This is a genomic window from Natrinema pallidum DSM 3751, assembly GCF_000337615.1.
GTDB classification, from domain to species: Archaea; Halobacteriota; Halobacteria; order Halobacteriales; family Natrialbaceae; genus Natrinema; species Natrinema pallidum.
The window spans coordinates 1-18,533 of sequence record NZ_AOII01000014.1 but is presented as its reverse complement, the minus strand read 5'-3'; the positions used below and the strand labels follow the sequence as shown (position 1 = coordinate 18,533).

The 18,533-nt window shown below is 64.9% G+C and carries 20 protein-coding genes and 1 pseudogene; 11 read left to right on the top strand and 10 right to left on the bottom strand.

Translation table 11 applies throughout. From position 1 onward, the window contains the following. Positions 1-7: 7 nt before the first annotated feature. The 3 genes from C487_RS00850 to C487_RS00840 all read left to right on the top strand — a co-directional run bounded on the left by C487_RS00850 (position 8) and on the right by C487_RS00840 (position 5,065). Positions 8-1,378: a PKD domain-containing protein gene (locus tag C487_RS00850; protein ID WP_006183762.1), complete on the top strand. Its 1,371-nt coding sequence runs from the start codon at positions 8-10 to the stop codon at positions 1,376-1,378. Between the two features lie 273 nt (positions 1,379-1,651). After that, complete coding sequence (locus C487_RS00845) at positions 1,652-3,331, top strand: S8 family serine peptidase (RefSeq protein ID WP_006183761.1); 1,680 nt, start codon at positions 1,652-1,654, stop codon at positions 3,329-3,331. A 96-nt stretch (positions 3,332-3,427) separates the two neighbouring features. Then, positions 3,428-5,065 carry a PKD domain-containing protein gene (locus C487_RS00840; RefSeq protein ID WP_006183760.1) on the top strand — a complete coding sequence of 546 codons (1,638 nt, stop codon included), beginning with the start codon at positions 3,428-3,430 and terminating at the stop codon, positions 5,063-5,065. A 698-nt stretch (positions 5,066-5,763) separates the two neighbouring features. Here C487_RS00840 and C487_RS00835 read toward each other — a convergent pair. Next, complete coding sequence (locus C487_RS00835) at positions 5,764-6,234, bottom strand: PadR family transcriptional regulator (protein ID WP_006183759.1); 471 nt, start codon at positions 6,232-6,234, stop codon at positions 5,764-5,766. Positions 6,235-6,458: 224 nt separating this feature from the next. Here C487_RS00835 and C487_RS00830 point away from each other — a divergent pair, with 224 nt between their 5' ends. The 4 genes from C487_RS00830 (at position 6,459) to C487_RS00815 (ending at position 7,849) form a co-directional block, all read left to right on the top strand. Then, a complete protein-coding gene (locus C487_RS00830; protein ID WP_006183758.1) occupies positions 6,459-6,725 on the top strand; it encodes an IclR family transcriptional regulator in 267 nt (88 codons plus the stop codon). Positions 6,726-6,993: 268 nt separating this feature from the next. Further along, positions 6,994-7,242: a helix-turn-helix domain-containing protein gene (locus C487_RS00825; RefSeq protein WP_006183757.1), complete on the top strand. Its 249-nt coding sequence runs from the start codon at positions 6,994-6,996 to the stop codon at positions 7,240-7,242. A 53-nt stretch (positions 7,243-7,295) separates the two neighbouring features. Further along, a complete protein-coding gene (locus C487_RS00820) occupies positions 7,296-7,553 on the top strand; it encodes a hypothetical protein (protein ID WP_006183756.1) in 258 nt (85 codons plus the stop codon). A 29-nt stretch (positions 7,554-7,582) separates the two neighbouring features. Next, a complete protein-coding gene (locus tag C487_RS00815) occupies positions 7,583-7,849 on the top strand; it encodes a helix-turn-helix domain-containing protein (protein WP_006183755.1) in 267 nt (88 codons plus the stop codon). A gap of 175 nt (positions 7,850-8,024) precedes the next feature. On the opposite strand, the gene C487_RS00810 is transcribed toward C487_RS00815, so the two are convergent. The 6 genes from C487_RS00810 to C487_RS00785 form a co-directional block, all read right to left on the bottom strand. After that, the gene (locus tag C487_RS00810; RefSeq protein ID WP_206538376.1) at positions 8,025-8,354 is read right to left on the bottom strand and encodes a hypothetical protein; all 330 of its coding nucleotides are present in this window, start codon (positions 8,352-8,354) and stop codon (positions 8,025-8,027) included. Positions 8,355-8,616: 262 nt separating this feature from the next. Beyond that, on the bottom strand, positions 8,617-9,669 hold the full coding sequence (locus C487_RS00805; RefSeq protein WP_006183753.1) for a glucosidase family protein: 1,053 nt from the start codon (positions 9,667-9,669) through the stop codon (positions 8,617-8,619). After that, on the bottom strand, positions 9,666-10,388 hold the full coding sequence (locus C487_RS00800; RefSeq protein ID WP_006183752.1) for a class I SAM-dependent methyltransferase: 723 nt from the start codon (positions 10,386-10,388) through the stop codon (positions 9,666-9,668). Before C487_RS00800 ends, C487_RS00805 begins: the two co-directional genes overlap by 4 nt. Before the next feature lies 1 nt (position 10,389). Continuing rightward, positions 10,390-11,757: a glycosyltransferase family 4 protein gene (locus C487_RS00795; protein ID WP_006183751.1), complete on the bottom strand. Its 1,368-nt coding sequence runs from the start codon at positions 11,755-11,757 to the stop codon at positions 10,390-10,392. Between the two features lie 231 nt (positions 11,758-11,988). Next, positions 11,989-12,549, bottom strand: coding sequence for an NUDIX hydrolase (locus tag C487_RS00790; RefSeq protein ID WP_006183750.1), 561 nt, complete (start codon positions 12,547-12,549; stop codon positions 11,989-11,991). A gap of 75 nt (positions 12,550-12,624) precedes the next feature. Then, complete coding sequence (locus C487_RS00785; protein WP_006183749.1) at positions 12,625-13,596, bottom strand: diacylglycerol/lipid kinase family protein; 972 nt, start codon at positions 13,594-13,596, stop codon at positions 12,625-12,627. A 42-nt stretch (positions 13,597-13,638) separates the two neighbouring features. On the opposite strand from C487_RS00785, the gene C487_RS00780 reads away from it, so the two are divergent. Further along, entirely contained in the window at positions 13,639-14,361 is a 723-nt protein-coding gene (locus C487_RS00780) for a PHP domain-containing protein (protein ID WP_006183748.1), read from the top strand. 132 nt (positions 14,362-14,493) lie between these two features. Here C487_RS00780 and C487_RS00775 read toward each other — a convergent pair whose 3' ends face one another. Further along, positions 14,494-14,907 (bottom strand): Lrp/AsnC family transcriptional regulator, encoded by a 414-nt coding sequence (locus C487_RS00775; RefSeq protein WP_006183747.1) that lies wholly within the window; start codon positions 14,905-14,907, stop codon positions 14,494-14,496. Positions 14,908-15,009: 102 nt separating this feature from the next. Between C487_RS00775 and carA the strand changes: the two genes are divergently transcribed. Next, on the top strand, positions 15,010-16,089 hold the full coding sequence (gene carA / locus C487_RS00770) for a glutamine-hydrolyzing carbamoyl-phosphate synthase small subunit (protein ID WP_006183746.1): 1,080 nt from the start codon (positions 15,010-15,012) through the stop codon (positions 16,087-16,089). A gap of 239 nt (positions 16,090-16,328) precedes the next feature. Here the strand turns inward: carA and C487_RS00765 are convergent, their stop codons facing one another. Further along, positions 16,329-17,096 (bottom strand): SIMPL domain-containing protein, encoded by a 768-nt coding sequence (locus C487_RS00765; RefSeq protein WP_006183745.1) that lies wholly within the window; start codon positions 17,094-17,096, stop codon positions 16,329-16,331. A gap of 303 nt (positions 17,097-17,399) precedes the next feature. On the opposite strand from C487_RS00765, the gene C487_RS00760 reads away from it, so the two are divergent. Both C487_RS00760 and C487_RS00755 read left to right on the top strand, forming a co-directional pair. Then, positions 17,400-17,729 carry a DUF7577 domain-containing protein gene (locus tag C487_RS00760; protein WP_006183744.1) on the top strand — a complete coding sequence of 110 codons (330 nt, stop codon included), beginning with the start codon at positions 17,400-17,402 and terminating at the stop codon, positions 17,727-17,729. A gap of 205 nt (positions 17,730-17,934) precedes the next feature. Then, positions 17,935-18,249, top strand: coding sequence for a HalOD1 output domain-containing protein (locus tag C487_RS00755; RefSeq protein WP_006183743.1), 315 nt, complete (start codon positions 17,935-17,937; stop codon positions 18,247-18,249). Here C487_RS00755 and C487_RS00750 read toward each other — a convergent pair. Further along, a pseudogene (locus C487_RS00750) lies at positions 18,250-18,533 on the bottom strand (hypothetical protein); the annotation flags it as partial.

Genomic DNA, 18,533 nt, shown 5'->3' with positions numbered 1-18,533 from the left:
GACGACAATGAAACGATCACGACGAAACGTACTGCGTACTGCATCGACACTGTCCGCCATCGTCGCGGGCGTCGGGGTCGGCACCGCTGCGGCCGCACAGGAGTACCCCGAATGGAAACCCGACGACGTGTACACGAGCGGCGACCGCGTCGTCCACGACAGCACCGTCTGGGAAGCCCAGTGGTGGACCCGCGGCAACGAACCGGGCGAGGGCGGCGAATGGGGGCCCTGGGATGAAATCAAAGCGTACGATCCCGGCCCGACCGCGTCGATCACCGTCAGCGACGCCACCCCCGATCCGGGTGCGGACGTTCGGTTCGACGGCACCGACTCGGACGGCGAAATCGCCGCCTACACCTGGGACCTCGGCGACGGCACGACCGCCGAGGGAGACGTCGTGACACACGCCTACGACGACGACGGCGAGTACGAGGTAACACTGGCCGTCGAGACTGCCGACGGCGACTCGGATTCGACCGCGACGACGGTCCACGTCGGCGGCCGGGACGGGATCACCGTCGACGGCGCGTTCGCGCCGTACCAGGGCACCTGGGGCGATCTCGTCGACGGCACGCTCGCGGCCGATACCGATCGCGTCGTCGTCTCGTTCCTCGGCGATGCGACCGACGACGGCGACATCAATCCCGGGTGGCTGACCGGCTGTAATCAGGGCTCGTGTGATCAACAGCCCCTCTCGAGGTACGAACAGGAGATACGGACGTTACAGGACGAAGGCATCGAGGTCTGGCTCTCGATCGGCGGCTGGGAAGGTCGAACCATCGCCCGCGATGCCGACTCCGCGACGGAACTGAAAGACGCATACGCGGCGGTTCTCGATACGCTCGCTGTCACGCACATCGACATCGACGACGAGAACGCCCACCGACGCGACCAGCCCATCTACGAACTGCGCAACAAGGCTCTCGCGCTGTTACAGGACGAGCGCCCCGAGGTCACGGTGGGCTACACCGTGCCGGCGGACGAGAACGGGATCGCGAACTCGAGCCACGCACAGGCCAGAACGTGGGTCCGCGACGCCGTCGAGAAGGGCGTCGACCTCGCGTACGTCAACATCATGACGATGGTGATGGGCCCGACGACGTACGACAAGATCGTCTCGGCGTGTGAGGGCACCGTCGCGTTCCTCGACGAGACGTATCCCGACAAGTCGACCGCGGAGTGTTGGGCGATGCTCGGCAACACCCCGGACGTCAGCGAGGAGTCGATTACGCCCGACGTTGCCCGGAATATCGTCGATTTCGCGGCGGACCGCGGAATGGGACTGGTGTCCTACTGGGCGCTGTACAACGACCCCGACGGAACGTTCTCGGACATCTATAGCGACTTCGAGAGCGGATCGACCGATCCCCCCGCCTGAACAGATTCACACACCGATCACACGGCAACCGGCGGTCGGCTGTGCAGTGACGGGCAGCGACTCCCGTCACCCTGCTCGAGTCGTGACCGGCGGCCAGCGTGGCCGTCAGCGTCGCCGGCCGAGCAGTCGAGACATCGAGCGCCGTCCTCGAGCGGTTGCCGTTCGTTGACCGGGGCCGTCCTCCACAATTTTCTTTAGATTATGTAAATTAATACTAGTATCTAATTTACTAATAAAATATAAGTGCAGCAAGTAAATATATATGGTTGCAAAATGGCAAATAACAACGACCGAAACGGTCCCGGCAGACGGGATATCCTTCGGAGTGTCGGAGCGATCGGCGGTATCACAGCGCTCGGCGGTCTGACGGCCGCACAGCCCGGACGCGATCCGGGACCGAAACCGAACGAGTTGCTGGTCAGCACGGCACCGACGACGAGTACGGTCTCCGTACAGCGCACCGTCGCGAATCAACTCCCCGCAGACGCGAACGTCGTCCACCGAAACGAGACGCTCGGCTACTTCGCCGTCGAGGTTCCCGAGGAGGCAAGCGCCCAGTCGGGATCGACCGTCGCTCGGAGCCTCGAGCGAACCGACGGCGTGGAGTTCGTCGAGGAGAACGGGACCTACTACGCGTTCGACCCGGTAGAGACGGAGCAGCGTACCCCCGACGATCCGGACTTCTCCCAGCAGTACGCCCCTCAGCAGGTGAACGCGCCGGAGGCGTGGGAAACGACGCTCGGCTCGGACGACGTGACGATCGCCGTCGTCGACACGGGTGCCGATTACACCCATCCCGATCTTCGGGACCGGTACGGCTCGAATCCGGGGACCGACCCCGCCGGCGACACCGACGATCCGGCCGCACGAGGGGCGAAACACGGGACCCACGTCTCCGGCATCGCGTCGGCGACGACGGACAACGGCAGCGGGGTCGCCGGAATCTCGAACTCGCACCTCTATTCGGTGCGCGTCCTCGGCGACGGCGGCGGTTCCTGGAGCGACATCGCCGACGGTATCCAGTGGGCCGTGGACAACGGTGCCGACATCATCAACCTGAGCCTCGGCGCGCCACAGCAAAGTGGCGTGGTCGAAAGCGCGATCAACTATGCGTACAACAACGGAACGCTGCCGATCGCTGCAGCGGGGAACGACGGTCCGTGTCGGGATTGTGTCTCCTACCCGGCGGCGTACTCCAACTGCGTCGCGGTGTCCGCACTCGATTCTTCGGAGTCCCTCGCGCGCTTCAGCAACACCGGACCGAAGATCGACGTGGCTGGGCCGGGCGTGGACGTCCTCTCGGCGGTTCCGAACGGCGGCTACGAGCGGCTATCGGGCACGTCGATGGCGTCGCCCGCCGTTGCGGGCGTCGCCGCGCTCGGACTGGCGGCCAACCCCGACTGGGGGCCGAGCGAACTGCGCTCCGCGCTCGAGGAGTCGGCCGTCGATGTCGGACTTCCGAGTACCGACCAGGGTGCAGGCCGGGTCGATGCTGCTGCCCTCGTCGGCAACGGCGGTGAGCCTCCGGAGGGAGTCACGGCCGTCGCGGACGCGTCACCGACGACCGTCGAACCCGAAAAGACCATCACGTTCGACGGCGGTGACTCGTCCGGTCCGATCGACTCCTACGAGTGGGAGTTCGGTGACGGTGTCTCGGCGACCGGTCAGTCAGTGACCCACAGCTACGACGCCGAGGGAGAGTACACCGCGACGTTGACCGTGACCGGCGACGGCGAGAGCGACAGCGACTCGGTTACCGTCACCGTCGACGAAGACGGCACCGGCGAGCAACCGGGCGACTGCGGCGACTACCCGGCGTACGACAACGCGACGGTCTACGAGACCGGCGACCGCGTCGCCTACGACGGGGCCGTCTGGGAGGCCACGGTAGACGTGATGACGGTCCCGCCGAGCCGCGATAGCTGGCGGTGGGAACACATCACGGACTGCTGATCGCGTTCGCCCACCTGCTCGAGGCGGGGCTCCTCGAGTAGACTACGCGTATTCGTCGTTTCGTTCGACAAATACCACCCGACGATTCCGAAATCAATGAAACGAACACGCAGAACAGTCATCCGCAATGCATCGTTAGTCACTGCTGCACTCGCAGGCGTCCCCGCCGTTTCGGCCGCCGACGCCCCACCCGAGTGGGACTCCGACACCGTCTACACGAGCGGCGATCGCGTCGTCTACGACGGTGCCGTCTGGGAAGCCCAGTGGTGGACCCGCGGCGACGAACCCGGAGCCAGCGAGTGGGGGCCGTGGGAGCAGACCGACGCCGACCCCGATCCGGAGCCGCCCGAACAACCGACGGCCGCGTTCACCGCCGCGCCGGAGTCACCCTCCCCTGGCGACTCCGTGACGTTCGACGCGAGCGGCTCCACGGGCGCGCTCGAGACGTACGCGTGGACGTTCGGCGACGGCACCGAGGCCACCGGCGACGTCGTCTCCCACGCCTACGAGGAGGCGGGCGAGTACGAGGTCGAACTGACCGTCACCGACGACGACGGCGAGACGGACACCGCGACCGACGCGGTCGTCGTCGAGGAGCGAGACACCGAGCCCGGCGACGTGACGGCGGAGACGACGCTCGCCGAGTTCTACCCGAACTACGCCGAGCGCTACGTTCCCGACCTGTTCGACCTCTGGCTGCCGGACGACGCGGCCGAGTACGGCGTGGACACGGACGCGATCCGGAACAACGCCGCCGACGGCACCCTCGAGTTCGGCTCGCTGGGCACGCAGGCGCTCCCCTGGGTACAGCAGTTCGACGAGGAGGGGCTGCCCCGTCACGCCAGTTCGCAGTTGCTCCCCTGGCTGTTGGTCCTGCCCGAGGAACCGGACCCGCCGACGTTTCAGGGCAGTGGCCGCGGCGTCGCCTGGGACCAGACGGCCGGCCCGACCGCAGCCAGCAACGAGCCGACACAGTTCGTCCAGCCGCAGTGGCCCACGGACGCCGTCGGCGAGGCGGACGACGAGGTCGCCGAGCGCGACGCCGTCCACAACCAGCCGATGCACCGCGACGACTGGGATTCGCACTTCTCCCTCCCAGACGAGATCCTGTACAACCACGACAACCAACTGCTCGACACCATCAAGAACGACGTCCACCCCCTGACGGGAGCGTCGCTCGGCGGCGACAGCTTCACCGCGAACGCGCCGATGTCGGTCACCGCGGAGGTCCACTCCGACGGCTGGAGCGGGCACCAGGTGCTCCTGTTCAAAAATACCGGTCGGGTCCCGTACCATCTCGACGGCGCGGTCATCTGGTGGGTCGGGCCGTCGAAGTACGGCAAGACGATGTCCGCGGGTCACTACAACAACGAACAGCGCCCGGAGCCCGGCGTCGGGCACCCACAGCGTGACATCATCGAGGTCGTGCTCGACGACGAGCACATGCCCGACCGCTACGAGGGCATGGACGTCGACCTCTCGGCGTTTGCCATCCGGCTGGCGTTCCACGATTCGCCGTACATGTTCCGGACCGCCTACCCCGGCCAGTACTGGTCGCTCGAGATCCGTACCGGCGATAACCTGAACGGCCGCCATCAAAGCGACGCGGAACGACAGCGCCTCGTGGACACGATGGTCGATACGTGTCACGTCGAACTCAGACACGATCTCGATATCGAGCGCAACACCGACCTCGTCGAAGAGATCGAACTCACGAACCGGGTCGCGAACTGAGCACCGGCCCGAGTCGGCGCTCGCAAGCGACCGTGCCACCGCCGCGTCGCCCGGCGACGCCATCCGTTCGACGCGCGATGGTAACCGGCGACCGGGTTACCAGCATTCTTTTATGGAATGAGTGAAAACTGACTTGTCGACAGACCGAAGGAGTTTGTTGTGATCTATACTCGAAATACCATTCGGCGACCCCACCGCCGCGTTCCCCGGGTCGTCTCCTACCGTCCCCTCTCGAGGGGGAGTCATCACGGCTCGCTCGAGGCGGGCGACCGAATCGCCCCATCCGATAGATTTGGCTTTAGAGGCGTTTTAGCGGAGGTATAGTCGTCACGGATCGAGTGCCGTACGTACGGGCCGGCAGCGGTCGGCGTGGGTGTTCACCGTCGATGACGGGCGTGGAGCGGCGGCGGCCCAGCAACGTGTAGTGGTCTACTTTTGCAATATCTCCGTGGCATGTATATGACTTATAATGTACCTGTACCGGTTCGTGACGGGTTGCTGGCCACTCGAGCCGGGCAGGCGACGTTACCGATCCCGGATCGCGGCTCCGGTCGCGGCGTGAGCGGGCACAGAGGGGAACCGGGACACGACAGGCACATCGAATCGCGGCCCCGGTCGCGGTGTGGGGGCTCGAGCGGCGGCCGGCCGCGGGCGCGAGCGCGAGGGTGCGGCCGTCGTCAGCAGGTGTGTCTCGCCTGTCAGTGGCTACTTCGGTCCTCGTCTCGCGTCGCTGGCGCTCGGTCGGTGTCTGTCGCTCGAGCGCTGGCGGCGGTCACGGCGTCGGTGGGCTCGCGGCCGAGTTCGCAGAGGGTAGCGAGGCGTTCGGCGCGCTGGATGAGCAGCGCGCGGCCGGTGTCGGTGAGGCGGTAGGCGGGGACGTGGCCGGTGAGGCCATCGCGCGAGGTGATGTAGCCGCGGTCGGCGAGGATGCGCAGGCCCGGCTTGACGCGGGCGCGGCTGACGGTCGGATACCGTCGCTCGAGGGTGCGGGCGATGCCCGAGGCGTAGCAGGGGTAGCCGTCGCGTGCGCGGCGGGCGACGGCCTCGAGACAGTCGCGCTGGAAGCCGCTGAGTTCGACCCACGCGCGGCGGCCGTCGGGGGTGTCGTCCGGGAACGATGCAACTGCTCGAGCGGGACGTTCATGGTCCCGCGAATCGTCGTCTGACATGGCTTGCTGAGGTGCGGAAGCCACGCGGGCCGGTGGTGTGACACCGGGTCCGCATTTTCCGGGACCGAGTCGGGGAGTCGTTGGTCCGTCTGGCCTCCGTTGTCCTATCTGATGGTGTGGTATAGTTTATATTTAACGCCATATGTGCTCAAATGGGATATATAGATCCCCATTCTACTGCATGCCACCCGAAGTTATCACTGGAAAGCGTGACCATCGACTGAATGCGTCCGTTGGTTTCGTGGATGACGAAGTCTGATCCTGCAATTCTCGAGGTTTTCGAGGAAGCGGGGATTGCGATCCCGCCAGCGGTTGCGGAATACAATTTGATGGGTGTCTCGAAATCTACGATAAGTCGACGCCTTCCAGTTTTAGTTGATCACGGGCTATTGGAACGCGTCGACGAAGACCGGGGCTATTACCAAATTACGGATCGGGGTCGCGCGTACCTCGAGGGCGAATTAGAGAGCGACGATCTCGAATCATCATAACAGACCCGCACCTGCAACACTCGAAAGCGTACTTTCCGGCTTACTAAACGGTCTACTTCAGATCACAACCAGCAGAATGTGCTGAATGCCCAAAATGAGTGGTTGGATATTCATTGATCATAGTATCTACAGAACACACATAAACTCCTCCAGTGATTATCTAAACACTGAACACAGATTCATTATATACTCTCTTATTTCGTGATAATAATGATCCCTGAACGAGTATTCGCGCCTAATCGTGTCGATTCGAGAACGACCAAGTTGGATGTCGCGTGAAGATTTCCGTATCCTCGAGGCATTAGCCGATCCGGGGATTCTCGTCGTACAGTCGCCCGCGATAATCGCGTACAATTTGGATATGACTCGCCCCCACGTCTCGAATCGTCTTTCTGCGTTCACGGAGCACGGTCTCGTCAAAAAGAGAGAGAACGGCCGCTACCAGATGTCAGACCGCGGTCACGCGTATCTCGAGGGCGAACTCGACGCCAACGACGTAGAACTGAACCAAGAGTAATCACCACTGATCCAGTGACTAGATGCAGAATGCGACGGCCACGAGTGGACTGGATGACGCGGGCGGATGACGCGATCCTCGAGTTCCTTCTCAACGAGGGGAACCGACCCCTCGTCTCGAATCCATCCACCGTCGAGGCCAACATCGAGTACAAAATCTCGCACGTCAGGCGAAGACTGCGAGCATTGCAGGATGGGGGGCTGGTAGAATATTACGACGAAGATCGTGGACTGTACCGGATCAGTGAGCGGGGTCGTGCCTATCTCGAGGGCGAGCTTGACGCCGCGGAATTGAAGGTCAACGAGGAATGACTTCGACCCGAACGATAACTGATCACTGAATGCGCCCGCTGATATCGTGGATGACGAAATCCGATCCCGTGCTGCTCGAGCTTTTCGAGGAAACGGGAATAGCGATGCCACCAGCGGTAGTTTCATACAACATCGACGGCGTTTCTCATCCAACAGTGAAACGCCGCCTTCCGGTCTTGGAAGACCACGGACTCCTCCGGAAAGTCGACGACAATCGAGGCTATTACCGAATTACGGATCGGGGTCGCGCGTACCTCGAAGGCGAATTAGAGAGCGACGATCTCGAATCATCATAACAGACCCGCACCTGCAACACTCGAAAGCGTACTTTCCGGCTTACTAAACGGTCTACTTCAGATCACAACCAGCAGAATGTGCTGAATGCCCAAAATGAGTGGTTGGAGGGCACCGTCTAGTTAGCGCAGTTTATCTGAACGTTAGATAGAGGGTCAAACATTGGCCAGTGTGATGTTACTCTCCAGTAATTGACTGACAGTCTGCTTCGAGTCGAATGTCGGGTGTCCCGTCCTGAGCATTCTCTACGTATATTTCAATACCGGCCTCATTCTGGCCATCGCAAGGAAGTGCCGGTTGCTCGAATCCCGGCCAGTCACGTTCAAAGCGGGTTCCGTCAACGGTCACAACGATTGTTCCGGGGTCGGTCGATGCTGGAAACGTCGCATCCTCGTCAGCCTCGTTACCATCTGAAAGATGGTATTTCTTCTCGAAGAGAACATCACTCCTCTCGTTCGTAATCGTGACCGTAACATTGTGGGTCTCATCACGGTCACCAAGATACATCTTCACCCAATGTGGGGAAGAACCTTCCTCGCTCTGAGTGGAGGATGAATCTAAAGCAGCGCAGCCGCTGAAGGAGGTGAGTACCGCACCCGTCCCCGCTAGAAGTGTGCGTCGGCTAAAGGAGGGCATTGCATCCTACGATCCGATTTCGTTTTCTGAAAACGGTTACTATTAGTGCTATATAGGTGGTCGAGCTGAGTGATCATATCGTCCAGCTACCTAACGACTGTTTCAGCGGGAAAGTTATCGAAGTAAGAGGATTTCAACAGAGCCGGTCAGTAAACAATTTCGCGGCCGGCGACAGCCCCGACAGTCCGTCCGCAGCCAGCACCGCCGCCCCGCCGGTCCACGTCGGCCGGTCGCCCGGCCAGTACTCCTCGTCCTCGAGCTGATACCCCGTCCAGAAGACGCCCTCGTCGTCGGTCCACTGGAAACACCACTCGTATATTTCGCGTGCGCGCTCCGTCTCGCCGGCCGCCGCCAGCGACAGCACCAGTTCGCACGACTCCGCGACGGTCACCCACGGCTCGTCCGCCACGCACCGACAGCCCAGGCCGTCCTCGAGAAACCGATCCATGTCCGCCTCGAGCCGCGCCCGCGCCGGCTCGCCGGTCAGCACGCCGCAGAGGACGGGATAAAACCAGTCCATGGCGTAGCGGGACTTGCTCTCCCACGTTCGATCGAAGCGGTCGGGCCGCGTTCGGATCGCCTCGCCGAGGGCGGCCCGGGCCTCGAGCCAGCGCTCGCGGGCGTCTTCGTGACCGAGTTCGCCCGCGATCGCTGCGCCACAGGCCAGGCTCTTGTACAGCGAGGCACAGCCGGCGACCAGCGCGTCCTCGTAGGCCTCGCCGTCAGCGCCGACGGTCCAGTAAATCTCGCCGGTCGACGCCTGCTGGCGGCAGGCGAACGCGAGGGCGTCGCGGACGGTCGGCCAGAGCGCCGCGAGGAAATCCCGGTCGTCGGTACAGCGATAGTAATGCCAGACGCCGACCGCGACGTAGGCGCTGCGGTGGGTCTCCTTGCGCGGCTCGTCACCGGCATGTGCCCCCTCGTCCGCGTCGGCCTCGCCGTAGGTCGCCCACAGCGCCCCGTCGTCGTGCTGGGCGTCGGCCACCCAGCGATACGCGCGCCGGGCCGCTTCGTGGCGACCGGCGACCGATAGCCCCATCGCACTCTCGACGTGATCCCAGGGATCGGCGGGGCCGTCGGGGTACCAGGGGATGAGCCCGTCCGATCGCTGGACGCGTTCGATGTAGTCGACCGCGGGCTCGAGCCCCCACTCGGACAGCGTCCGCCCCGACGACACGTTGCTCACGCTCCCGCCTCCAACTCGAAGTAGTAGACGACGCTCTTGCCCACGACGGGATCGAGCGCCCGCTCGAGCAACCGCACGGGCCGCGGGGATTCCAGCACGTCCCACTCCAAAAAGCGGTCGTACGCCCGGAGTGGCAGCGGCGCGTCACCGCGCTCGTCGCGGTCCCACCAGAGACACTTCAGCCACCAGTAGGGCGCGTGCAGGGCGTGGGCGAAGTGGCTATCGACCCGTTCGAACCCGCGGCGCTCGATGGCGGCCCGTAACTCCTCGCGATCGAAGATGCGGACGTGTCCCCCCTCGACCTCGTGGTACTCGTCCGAGAGGGCCCAGCAAACCCGTTCGGGGCCCGCCCGCGGGACGCTCACTGCGAGGGTTCCGCCCGGCGCACAGACCCGACGGAGTTCGTCCAGCGCCGCCTCGTAGTCGGGGATGTGCTCGAGCACCTCGGTACAGCAGACGACATCGAACGCGCCGTCCTCGAACGGGAGCCGCAGTGCGTCCCCCGAAAGGAAGGTGACGGGCACGTCCGATTCGGGAGCGATATACGCCTCGTGATCCTCGCGAGCCGCTGCCAGGTTCGCACGCTCGAGGTCCAGCCCGACGACTGCCGCGACGTTCTCGAGGGCGGCGGCGTGGACGTGCCGACCCTCGCCACAGCCGACATCGAGGACGCGTTCGCCCGGCGTCAGCGCCAGCCGGTCGAAATCGATCGTCTCCATGTCAGGGCCCCCGCGACTGGGTTTCGATGGCGTCGCGATACGTCCGGACCGTCTCGCGGGCGGCCCGCTCCCAATCGAATTCCGTGACGATGCGCGCTCGCCCCCGCTCGCCGAGTCGCCGCCGGCGCTCGCCGTCCGTGAGCAGGCTGCGGATCGCGTCGGCCAGCGCGTCGGCGTCGCCCGGATCGACGAGGACGCCGGCGTCGCCGACCACCTCGGGAAGCCCCCCGCCGGTGGTCGCGACGACCGGCACGCCACAGGCAAGCGCCTCGCCAGCCGGCAACCCGAACCCCTCGTAGACCGAGGGGACGACCGCGATATCGGCGGTTCCGTAGAGGTCGACCATCCGCTCGTAACTGATCTCGCTGTGGGTCTCGATCGCGTCCGCGATCCCCAGGTCCGAGATCAGCCGGTCGCAGTCGCCGCCCTCGTCGAACTCGCCGACGACGACGAGTTCGGCGTCGATCTCCTCGCGGATGGCCGCGAACGCCTCGAGCAGGTACCGGGCTCCCTTCAGCGGCACGTCGGCGCTGACGGTCGTCATCACGCGCGGGCGGTCGCGACTGCGCTCGACGGGTTCGAACAGGTCGGTGTCGATGCCGTTGTGGACGACGCGGATGGACTCCGGATCGGCCCCGAAGTCGGTGACGGTGCGATGCTTGGCGGATTCGGAAACTGTCAACACGTGTGGCAGGTCCTGGACGACCTCGCGTTGCATCCGGAGGAATCGGTACCAGCGCCGGATCAACAGCCGCTCGCCCCAACTGTCGGCCGCCTCGAGCGCAGCGTCGCGGTCGACGGTGATCGGGTGGTGGACGGTCGCCACGACGGGGTGGCCCCGTTCGCGGAGGGTACACAGCCCGTGACAGAGCGACTGGTTGTCGTGGACGATGTCGTAGCCGGGCTGGTGGGTCTCGAAGTAGTCGATCACGCGGCGTCCGAACGCGTACGGGTCCGGAAAGCCGCCGGTGAGCGCGCTCAGCCACTCGTACAAAGCCAGCGGATCGCGCAGATAGGACGGCTCGAACTGGCCCAACCGGTCGAGTTCGTCGACGACGTTCTCGCCGGGCAGTTTCACCAGCCCGACATCGTCGTCGAGGTCGGGGTACGGTTTCCCCGAGATGACGTCGACGGAGTGACCGAGATCGGTCAGCGCCCGACTCAGGTACTTGACGTAGACGCCCTGGCCGCCCGAATACGGGTTCGATCGATAGCTCAACAGACAGATCTCGAGCGGCTCGTCGGCGAGCCGCCCCCCACCGGGCGACGGCTCCGACTCCGCCGTCGCTCCCGCGGCAGTCGACCCCGCCGACGCCGACGACGCGATCGTACTCCCCCGGAGCAGCCGTCTCAGCGTACCCATGACCATCGCAGTCTATCCTGCATGTGTGGGCACTCCCTCATAAACCTCCCGCTCGTGTACTGTTTCCGGACAGTGTGTGGTCGCGAGAGGGACCTTGCTCGAGCGCGGCGAGAAGCTTGAAGCCGCCGGTTCAGGACCCGAACGGGCCGGTTCGATCGGCGTCGTCTCGGACGGAAGCGGTACTCGCGACGAGGCGTTCGGAGGCGTGCCACGCGGCGTACTTGTTCGGTCGCCGTCCTACCGAACGTCCCGACGCATCGCGATCTCGAACCACGGACAGAGTCGCAGCTGTCGGTACCACTCCGGGTTCGAGTGGAGGCGTTCGTAGGGGACCCACAGCAGGCCGGCGACCTCCTCCTCGTTGGGATCGAGGCTGCGGTCGGTCAGCGTTAGCTGTAGGACGGCACAGACCTCGTGTTCGACGCCAGCGTTCTCGAAGTAGCGCTTGTACTCGAAGCGGTCGGTCAGTTCCAGGTCGTCGTACTGATCGGGGGTGATCCCCAGCTCCTCCTCGAGTCGCTGGCGGGTCGCCTCCTTCTGGCTCTGGCCCTCGACGGGGTGGGAGGCGACGGTGCCGTCCCAGTAGGTCCCCCACAGGCGCTTGTCCGGCGCGCGCTGGGCGAGCAGGACGTTCCCCTCGCCGTCGAAGACCAGCGACGTGAAGGCCCGATGGCGGATCCCGTCGCCGGTGTGGGCGTCGAGTCGGTTGACCAGTTCGAGTTCGGTGTCGTCGGCATCGACGGCGATGACGTCTTGCCCCGCGTTCTCGTGTTCGAGGTCCTCCTCCGGCGTGCTCATACCCGCACAATTACGGCGACTCTTGAAACCAGTATCGTCTCGTCGCGGCCGTTTCGAATCGATAGGGAGGGTGAGCTACTGATTCGCGGGCGTTCCGATGGGCCATCGCTCCTCGTCGTCGGGGTCGGGCCGGTAATCGTCGCCGACGGGGAGCGTGAGCGCGCCGGGGTCCGTCTCGATCCGAACGGTCTCGGTCTCGAGGATCTCGCCGTCGAGGCTGTACTCGATCGAGTCCGCGCGACTGTCGATCGCCAGCGAGGGCGTGCGCCGGCGGACGATGTGGGTACTGTCCCGCCCGAACAGCCCTTCGAGGGCCGCACCCTCGAGCAGGTCGGTCGTCGCGGCGTCCTCGACGATCGTGACCTCGAGCAGGCCGTCCTCGACGTTCGCCTGTGCCGTCCGCGCGCCGGTGAACCGTCGGCAGTTCCCGATGAGGACGAACAGGGCCTCGCCCTCCCAGGACCGGGCCGTCTCGCCGTTCGGACCCGCGGCCGTCTCCACTCGCAGGGGAAGTGAGTCGAACTCCCCGACCGTCTCGATAGTGTGTTTCACGTACGCGAGCACGCCGAGGGCTGCCTTGCTCTCCGTGGTCGTTTCGCTGCTCGCCTCGGCGGTGATCCCGCCGACACAGGAGTTGACGAAGCACCGATCGTTCGCCGTCGCGATGTCGACCGTCCGCCGTCGGCCGTCCTCGATCACGGTAAACGCGTGCTCGAGGCCGCGAATTCCGACGTTGGTCGCGAAGTTGTTGCCCGTTCCCGCGGGGACGACGGCGACGGTCGTCGTCTCGAGGGCGTCCGCGGCGGCGACGCCGTTGACGACGGCGTTGAGCGTGCCGTCGCCCCCGGCCGCGGCAACGAGGGTGGCCTCGGGTGCGGCCTCGCGGGCGAACTGCTTTGCGTCGCCGCCCTGCTCGGTCCGTCGAATCTCGAACCCGTGGTCGGCCGCGAGTTCGACGACATCGTCGACGTGGTCGCCACTCCCGCTGACGGGGTTGAGAATGAGCACGCGGTCGCTCCCCTTTCCGGGTGTCATACTGCCGTCCATGCCGGCCGCACGCAAAAGGGTCTGCCCGGCGTTTGCTCTCCCATGTACGCGATCGATCTCCACGCGCACACGCGGTTCTTCCATGGGCGGCGCTCGCTCGGCGATCGGTACGACCCGCTGGGCGTCCGCTTGCTCGCCGAGATGGCCAAGCGACGGGACCTCGACGGCGTCGCGACGACCAACCACGACTACTACACGGCGTTCGACCCATCTCCCGACATCGAGACGCTGCCGGGCATCGAGATCACGACCGACCGCGGTCACGTCCTCGTCGTCGGCCCCGATCCGCCCCATGCGACGAAACCCGGCGCGCTCTCCCCCGCGGAGGCGGTCGCGCTGGCACGCGATCGGGACTGCGCCGCGATCGTCGCCCACCCCTTCCGAAACAGCACGGTCCGGGAACTCGAGGAGGTTCCCTTCGACGCGATCGAAGTCAACGGCAAACACCCGCGTTCGCAGCCGCTGGTCGAGGAGTTGGCCGACGAACGGGACCTCCCGCTGGTCGGCGGCAGCGATGCGCACTACCCCTTCGAGGTGGGGCGAGCGTACACGATCGTCGAAGCCGACCGACTCACGCCCGCGTCCGTCGTCGACGCGATCCGCGACGGCCGGGTGAGCGCGACCGTGTCGCGGACCGGGTTCGATAGCCTGCTGCGGCGGGCGTACCGCATGATCCACGATCGCAAGGGAGTGATCGACGCGATCGACCGGCCGACGCCCGGCGTGGGAACCCCGCCGGGCGAGGAAGAGACCGCCGACCGGTAGGGTCACCGCCGTTGCGGCCGCCCGTCGAGCCGTCGGGGATGACCCACGAGAGCAGGTCGATGACGGGCACTCGGACGGAACGCGCGACTACACCACCGACACCGTGACGAGGCGGACTCTCGGTGTCGATCGTTAGCCGAGTTCCTCGTCCAGAATCAATCGCGTTTTCGTGCTCACGACCTCCTCCTGATCGCGGGCTTTCGTAATGAGATCGTTGACCCCGCGCGTGTCGGCGGCGTCGACCACGAGCACGACGTCTTGCTCGCCGGAGACCATCCAGACGAAGTCGACCTCGTCCCACTCGGCCATCCGCTCGGAGACCCCTTTGGTATCGACATCGACCGCGACGCTGATCTCGAGCATCGCCTGCACGTTGCCGGTCCGGGTCGAAATCGTGAAGCGTTCGATTACGTCGTCGTCCAGCATGCGCTCGACGCGGTTGCGGACGGTGCCCTCGCTCGTGCCGACCTCGTCGGCGATTTCGGTGTACGGCGTGCGACTGTCCCGCCGGAGTATATCGAGTATCTGTCGGTCCAGGTCGTCCATGGAGATGCGAACCTACGTGTGACCTGCACTTACCGATTACGAAAATCGTAACTGAGCTTCGAAGACAACACTTATGATGGTCCATCCGATACGTAGATCGTAATGACGGAAGCCTACGTCGCACTGGAAGGCGGCCACGTACTCGACGGGCGTGGTCGTGCCGACGGGACGGCCCGCGGCGAAATCGTGTTCACGACAGCGTACACTGGCTACGAGGAGAGCCTGACCGACCCCTCTTACGAGGAACAGATTCTCACGTTCTCCTACCCGCTGATCGGCAACTACGGCGTCCGCGAGGAGCGGTTCGAGGACGACCGCATCCATCCGCGCGCCGCGATCGCCAAGGAGTTCACCGACGAGATCGTCGACTGGTTCGAACGCGAGGGAGTCCCGGCGGTCGACCACCTCGACACCCGCGATGTCGTCACGGACATCCGCGACGGCGGCGCGATGAAGTGTGGCATCGCCGTCGGCGAGGATGTCACCGAGGAAGACGCGCTCGAGCAACTCGAGGCCTGCACGGCCATGAGCGACCACACCGACATCGGCGCGCAGGTCAGCGTCGACGAGCCGGTCGTCCACGGCACGGACAACGACGGCGAGACGGTCGCCCTGATCGACTGCGGCGCGAAGGGCTCGATCGTCGACTCGCTGCTCGCACGCGATGCGACCGTCCACGTGTTCCCCTACGACGCGGCCGTCGAGACCGTCGAGGCCGTCGACCCCGACCTCCTCTTCATCTCGAACGGCCCCGGCGATCCGGTCAACTTCGAGGGGGCGATCACGCTCGTCGAGGCGTTCGTCGAGGACACGCCCGTCGCCGGCATCTGTCTCGGCCAGCAGATCGTCGCCGAGGCCCTCGGCGGGTCGACCGAGAAGATGACCTTCGGCCACCGCGGCGTCAACCAGCCCGTTCTCGACCTCGAGTCCGGGCAGGTCGTCATGACGACCCAGAATCACGGCTACACCGTCGCCGACCCGGGCGACCACCTCGAGATCACCCAGATCAACGTCAACGACGACACGCCCGAGGGAATCGACGGTATCGAGTACGACGTGCTCACCCGCCAGTACCACCCCGAGGCCAACCCCGGCCCGGAGGACACCCTCGACTTCTTCGACGACGTGCTCGCCATGGCTTCCGGGCGAGCGGACACGCGAGCCGTTCCGGCCGACGACTGACGGCCACCGACTGATCGCGGCTCGCCCGCTTTCGTCGCGTCGTGGACGACTGCTGACTGCGTAGGTGCACTGTTCCCTGTTCTCGAAACCGTCAGAACCGCTCGAGAGAGCCGTTTGGCCGTCATCTCGAGTTAGAAGAAGTTCATGATCGGTCCCAGGTATCGCATGCCGCTGGCGAGGACCCGGTCGTTCTCCACCGCGGTCAGTTCACTGCCGGCGGCGTCGCTCGTCCCGCCGCCTCACGTGGCGAACTCGTAGGTCACCGTCGCGCTGGCGCTGACGGTGACGGGGTCCGCATTGATCTCCGTCGGCGGCGCTGCGTTGCCCGCCGAGTCCTCGGCGGACATGTTATCGTACCGAACCGTATGGACCCGTACGTCACCGGTTGTGACGGATGTCGTTCCCTCGAGTTCGACCTCGCGGTTGTCCGCGATGTGGCTCGCCTCCTCGTCGGCGTTCGCCAACGCGGCGTCGATCGCATCCTTTCGGAGTTCGGACTTGGACTCTTCCTGGAGGGTGAAGTTCACTCGACCGATATTGTTGGCACCGGCCTCGACCGACGCGTCGATGACTTCGCCGACACGGCTCGTATCGGTGAGCGTCACCTCGAACGAGTGAGCTCCCTCGAACCCGTCGGTCTCGCCGTCACGAGTGTGGTTGGGATGGACCCGGTACCGGCCCTCTTCGATGTTCTCGTCGGGAATGCCGAGGTCGTCGAACGCGGTGCGAAGCCGGTCGGCACCGGTCGAGAGCGCGCTGGTCACTTCGTCGGCGGTGTCACCGGAGGCTTCGACGCCGATGTCGACGATCGCCTTATCCGGTTCCGCCTCGACTTCGCCGCTGGCGCTGACCGTGATTTCACCGTCGTCGCCGTCCCCGTCCCCGTCGGCTGCTGATCCTGGGTTCGTCGAATCGGTCTCGGTACTACTGAGCGGGCTTCCCATACAGCCCGCGACCGTCGCTGCGACGCCGACACTCGATGCCGTCAGGAACTGTCTTCGATCCATAGGTGACCGATACAAAAGGGTATGAAAAAAACCCATCCCAAGCTCAAACGGATCTTTGACCCTCGAGCGCTCGAGCAGGAAGACGTTCGGGACACCGATAGTAGTGTCATCATTACGCATGCTGGGCCCGATGGTCGGACCCCTCGAATCGATCACCGAATCGCCGGGGTCGTCTTCGACCGGTAGGAGCGGCGAGCGAACGGGCGGGTCCGCGCGCCGACGGCGAACCGTTCCGTCCGCCTGACTCTCTTCGGCTCGGAACTCAAGGAATATCCAAGTGGCTCGAGGACGTAGCACACAGTGATGGAGCTCTGGGGCTGGCTCATCGGCTACGTCGTCTTATTCGCCCTCTTACACCTGTTACTGTACTACCTGTACGTCCGCCGTGACGACGGGGACGGCGAGCGGACGCCGTCGCTCGCCGATCCGAACCGCGCGAGCATGCGGTCCTCGGCCGGTCCGGATCGGTTCCCCCGCGCATCCGACGACATCGGCGACGCCGACCAGGTTGACGAGGACCGCGAACCCGATTTCGACGGGGAGACGATCCGTTGTCCCCACTGCGGCGCGCGAAACGAGGCCGACCAGACGTTCACCTACTGCTGGAACTGCATCTCCGGACTGCGGCAGTGACCTCGCTCGAGCGGCCGGCGATCGTGGTCCACCGGGGTCGCCGTCCGGTTTTGAGTGAACCGACGTGATGCATCCGTTCGTTTCGCCCCGTTCATACCACGGTGAATTTCTTCATAAATGACCAATTCATGCGCTCGGCTAGCCTTTTTCTGCCAGTAATGAACGATTAAGCTTTTAGTCTTCAAAAAGAGAGTGGGATGCGACGATGAACGGATACGCTCCCTCCCCCTCGCAGTCCCGCTCTCCATCCCTGTATCGCGCCACGCACGACCCGAACGGATCGGCGACGCTCAGTACGACCGTCGTCCACGCGCTGGCCGACTGTCTGGGCGTCGATGTGACCGACAGCCGTCTCTCGCTGTACGATGCCGTCGATCCGGACGCACTGAACCAACTCTTCCGACCGCGCCACGACGGCACGCCGCGGGCCGGCGGCACGCTCACCGTCGTCGTCGCGGGCCACCACGTCACGATCAGGGACACGGGCGAGATCCTGATCGAACCGCCCGCGCGACGCTAACTACCGGTCGGGTTCCGCTATCGCGGGAGCGCGTTCGTCGCCGGTCGGAACGCGCCGGCCGGACGCCGACAGCGCCGTCGCGAGTCGCTCGAGGTGATCGACGCCGACGACGGCGACGACGTCACCCGGCTCCGACCGGAGGTCTGCGAGCCGTTCGATCATGCAGTGTTCGCGCGTGTCGTCTCGGTACGCTAACGCAGAGCCGTCGGTTTCGATGCTACCGAGCAGCGCCTGCACGCCGGCGACGTGGGAACGCTCGTGGGCAGCCTGCCGCTCCGGCGGGT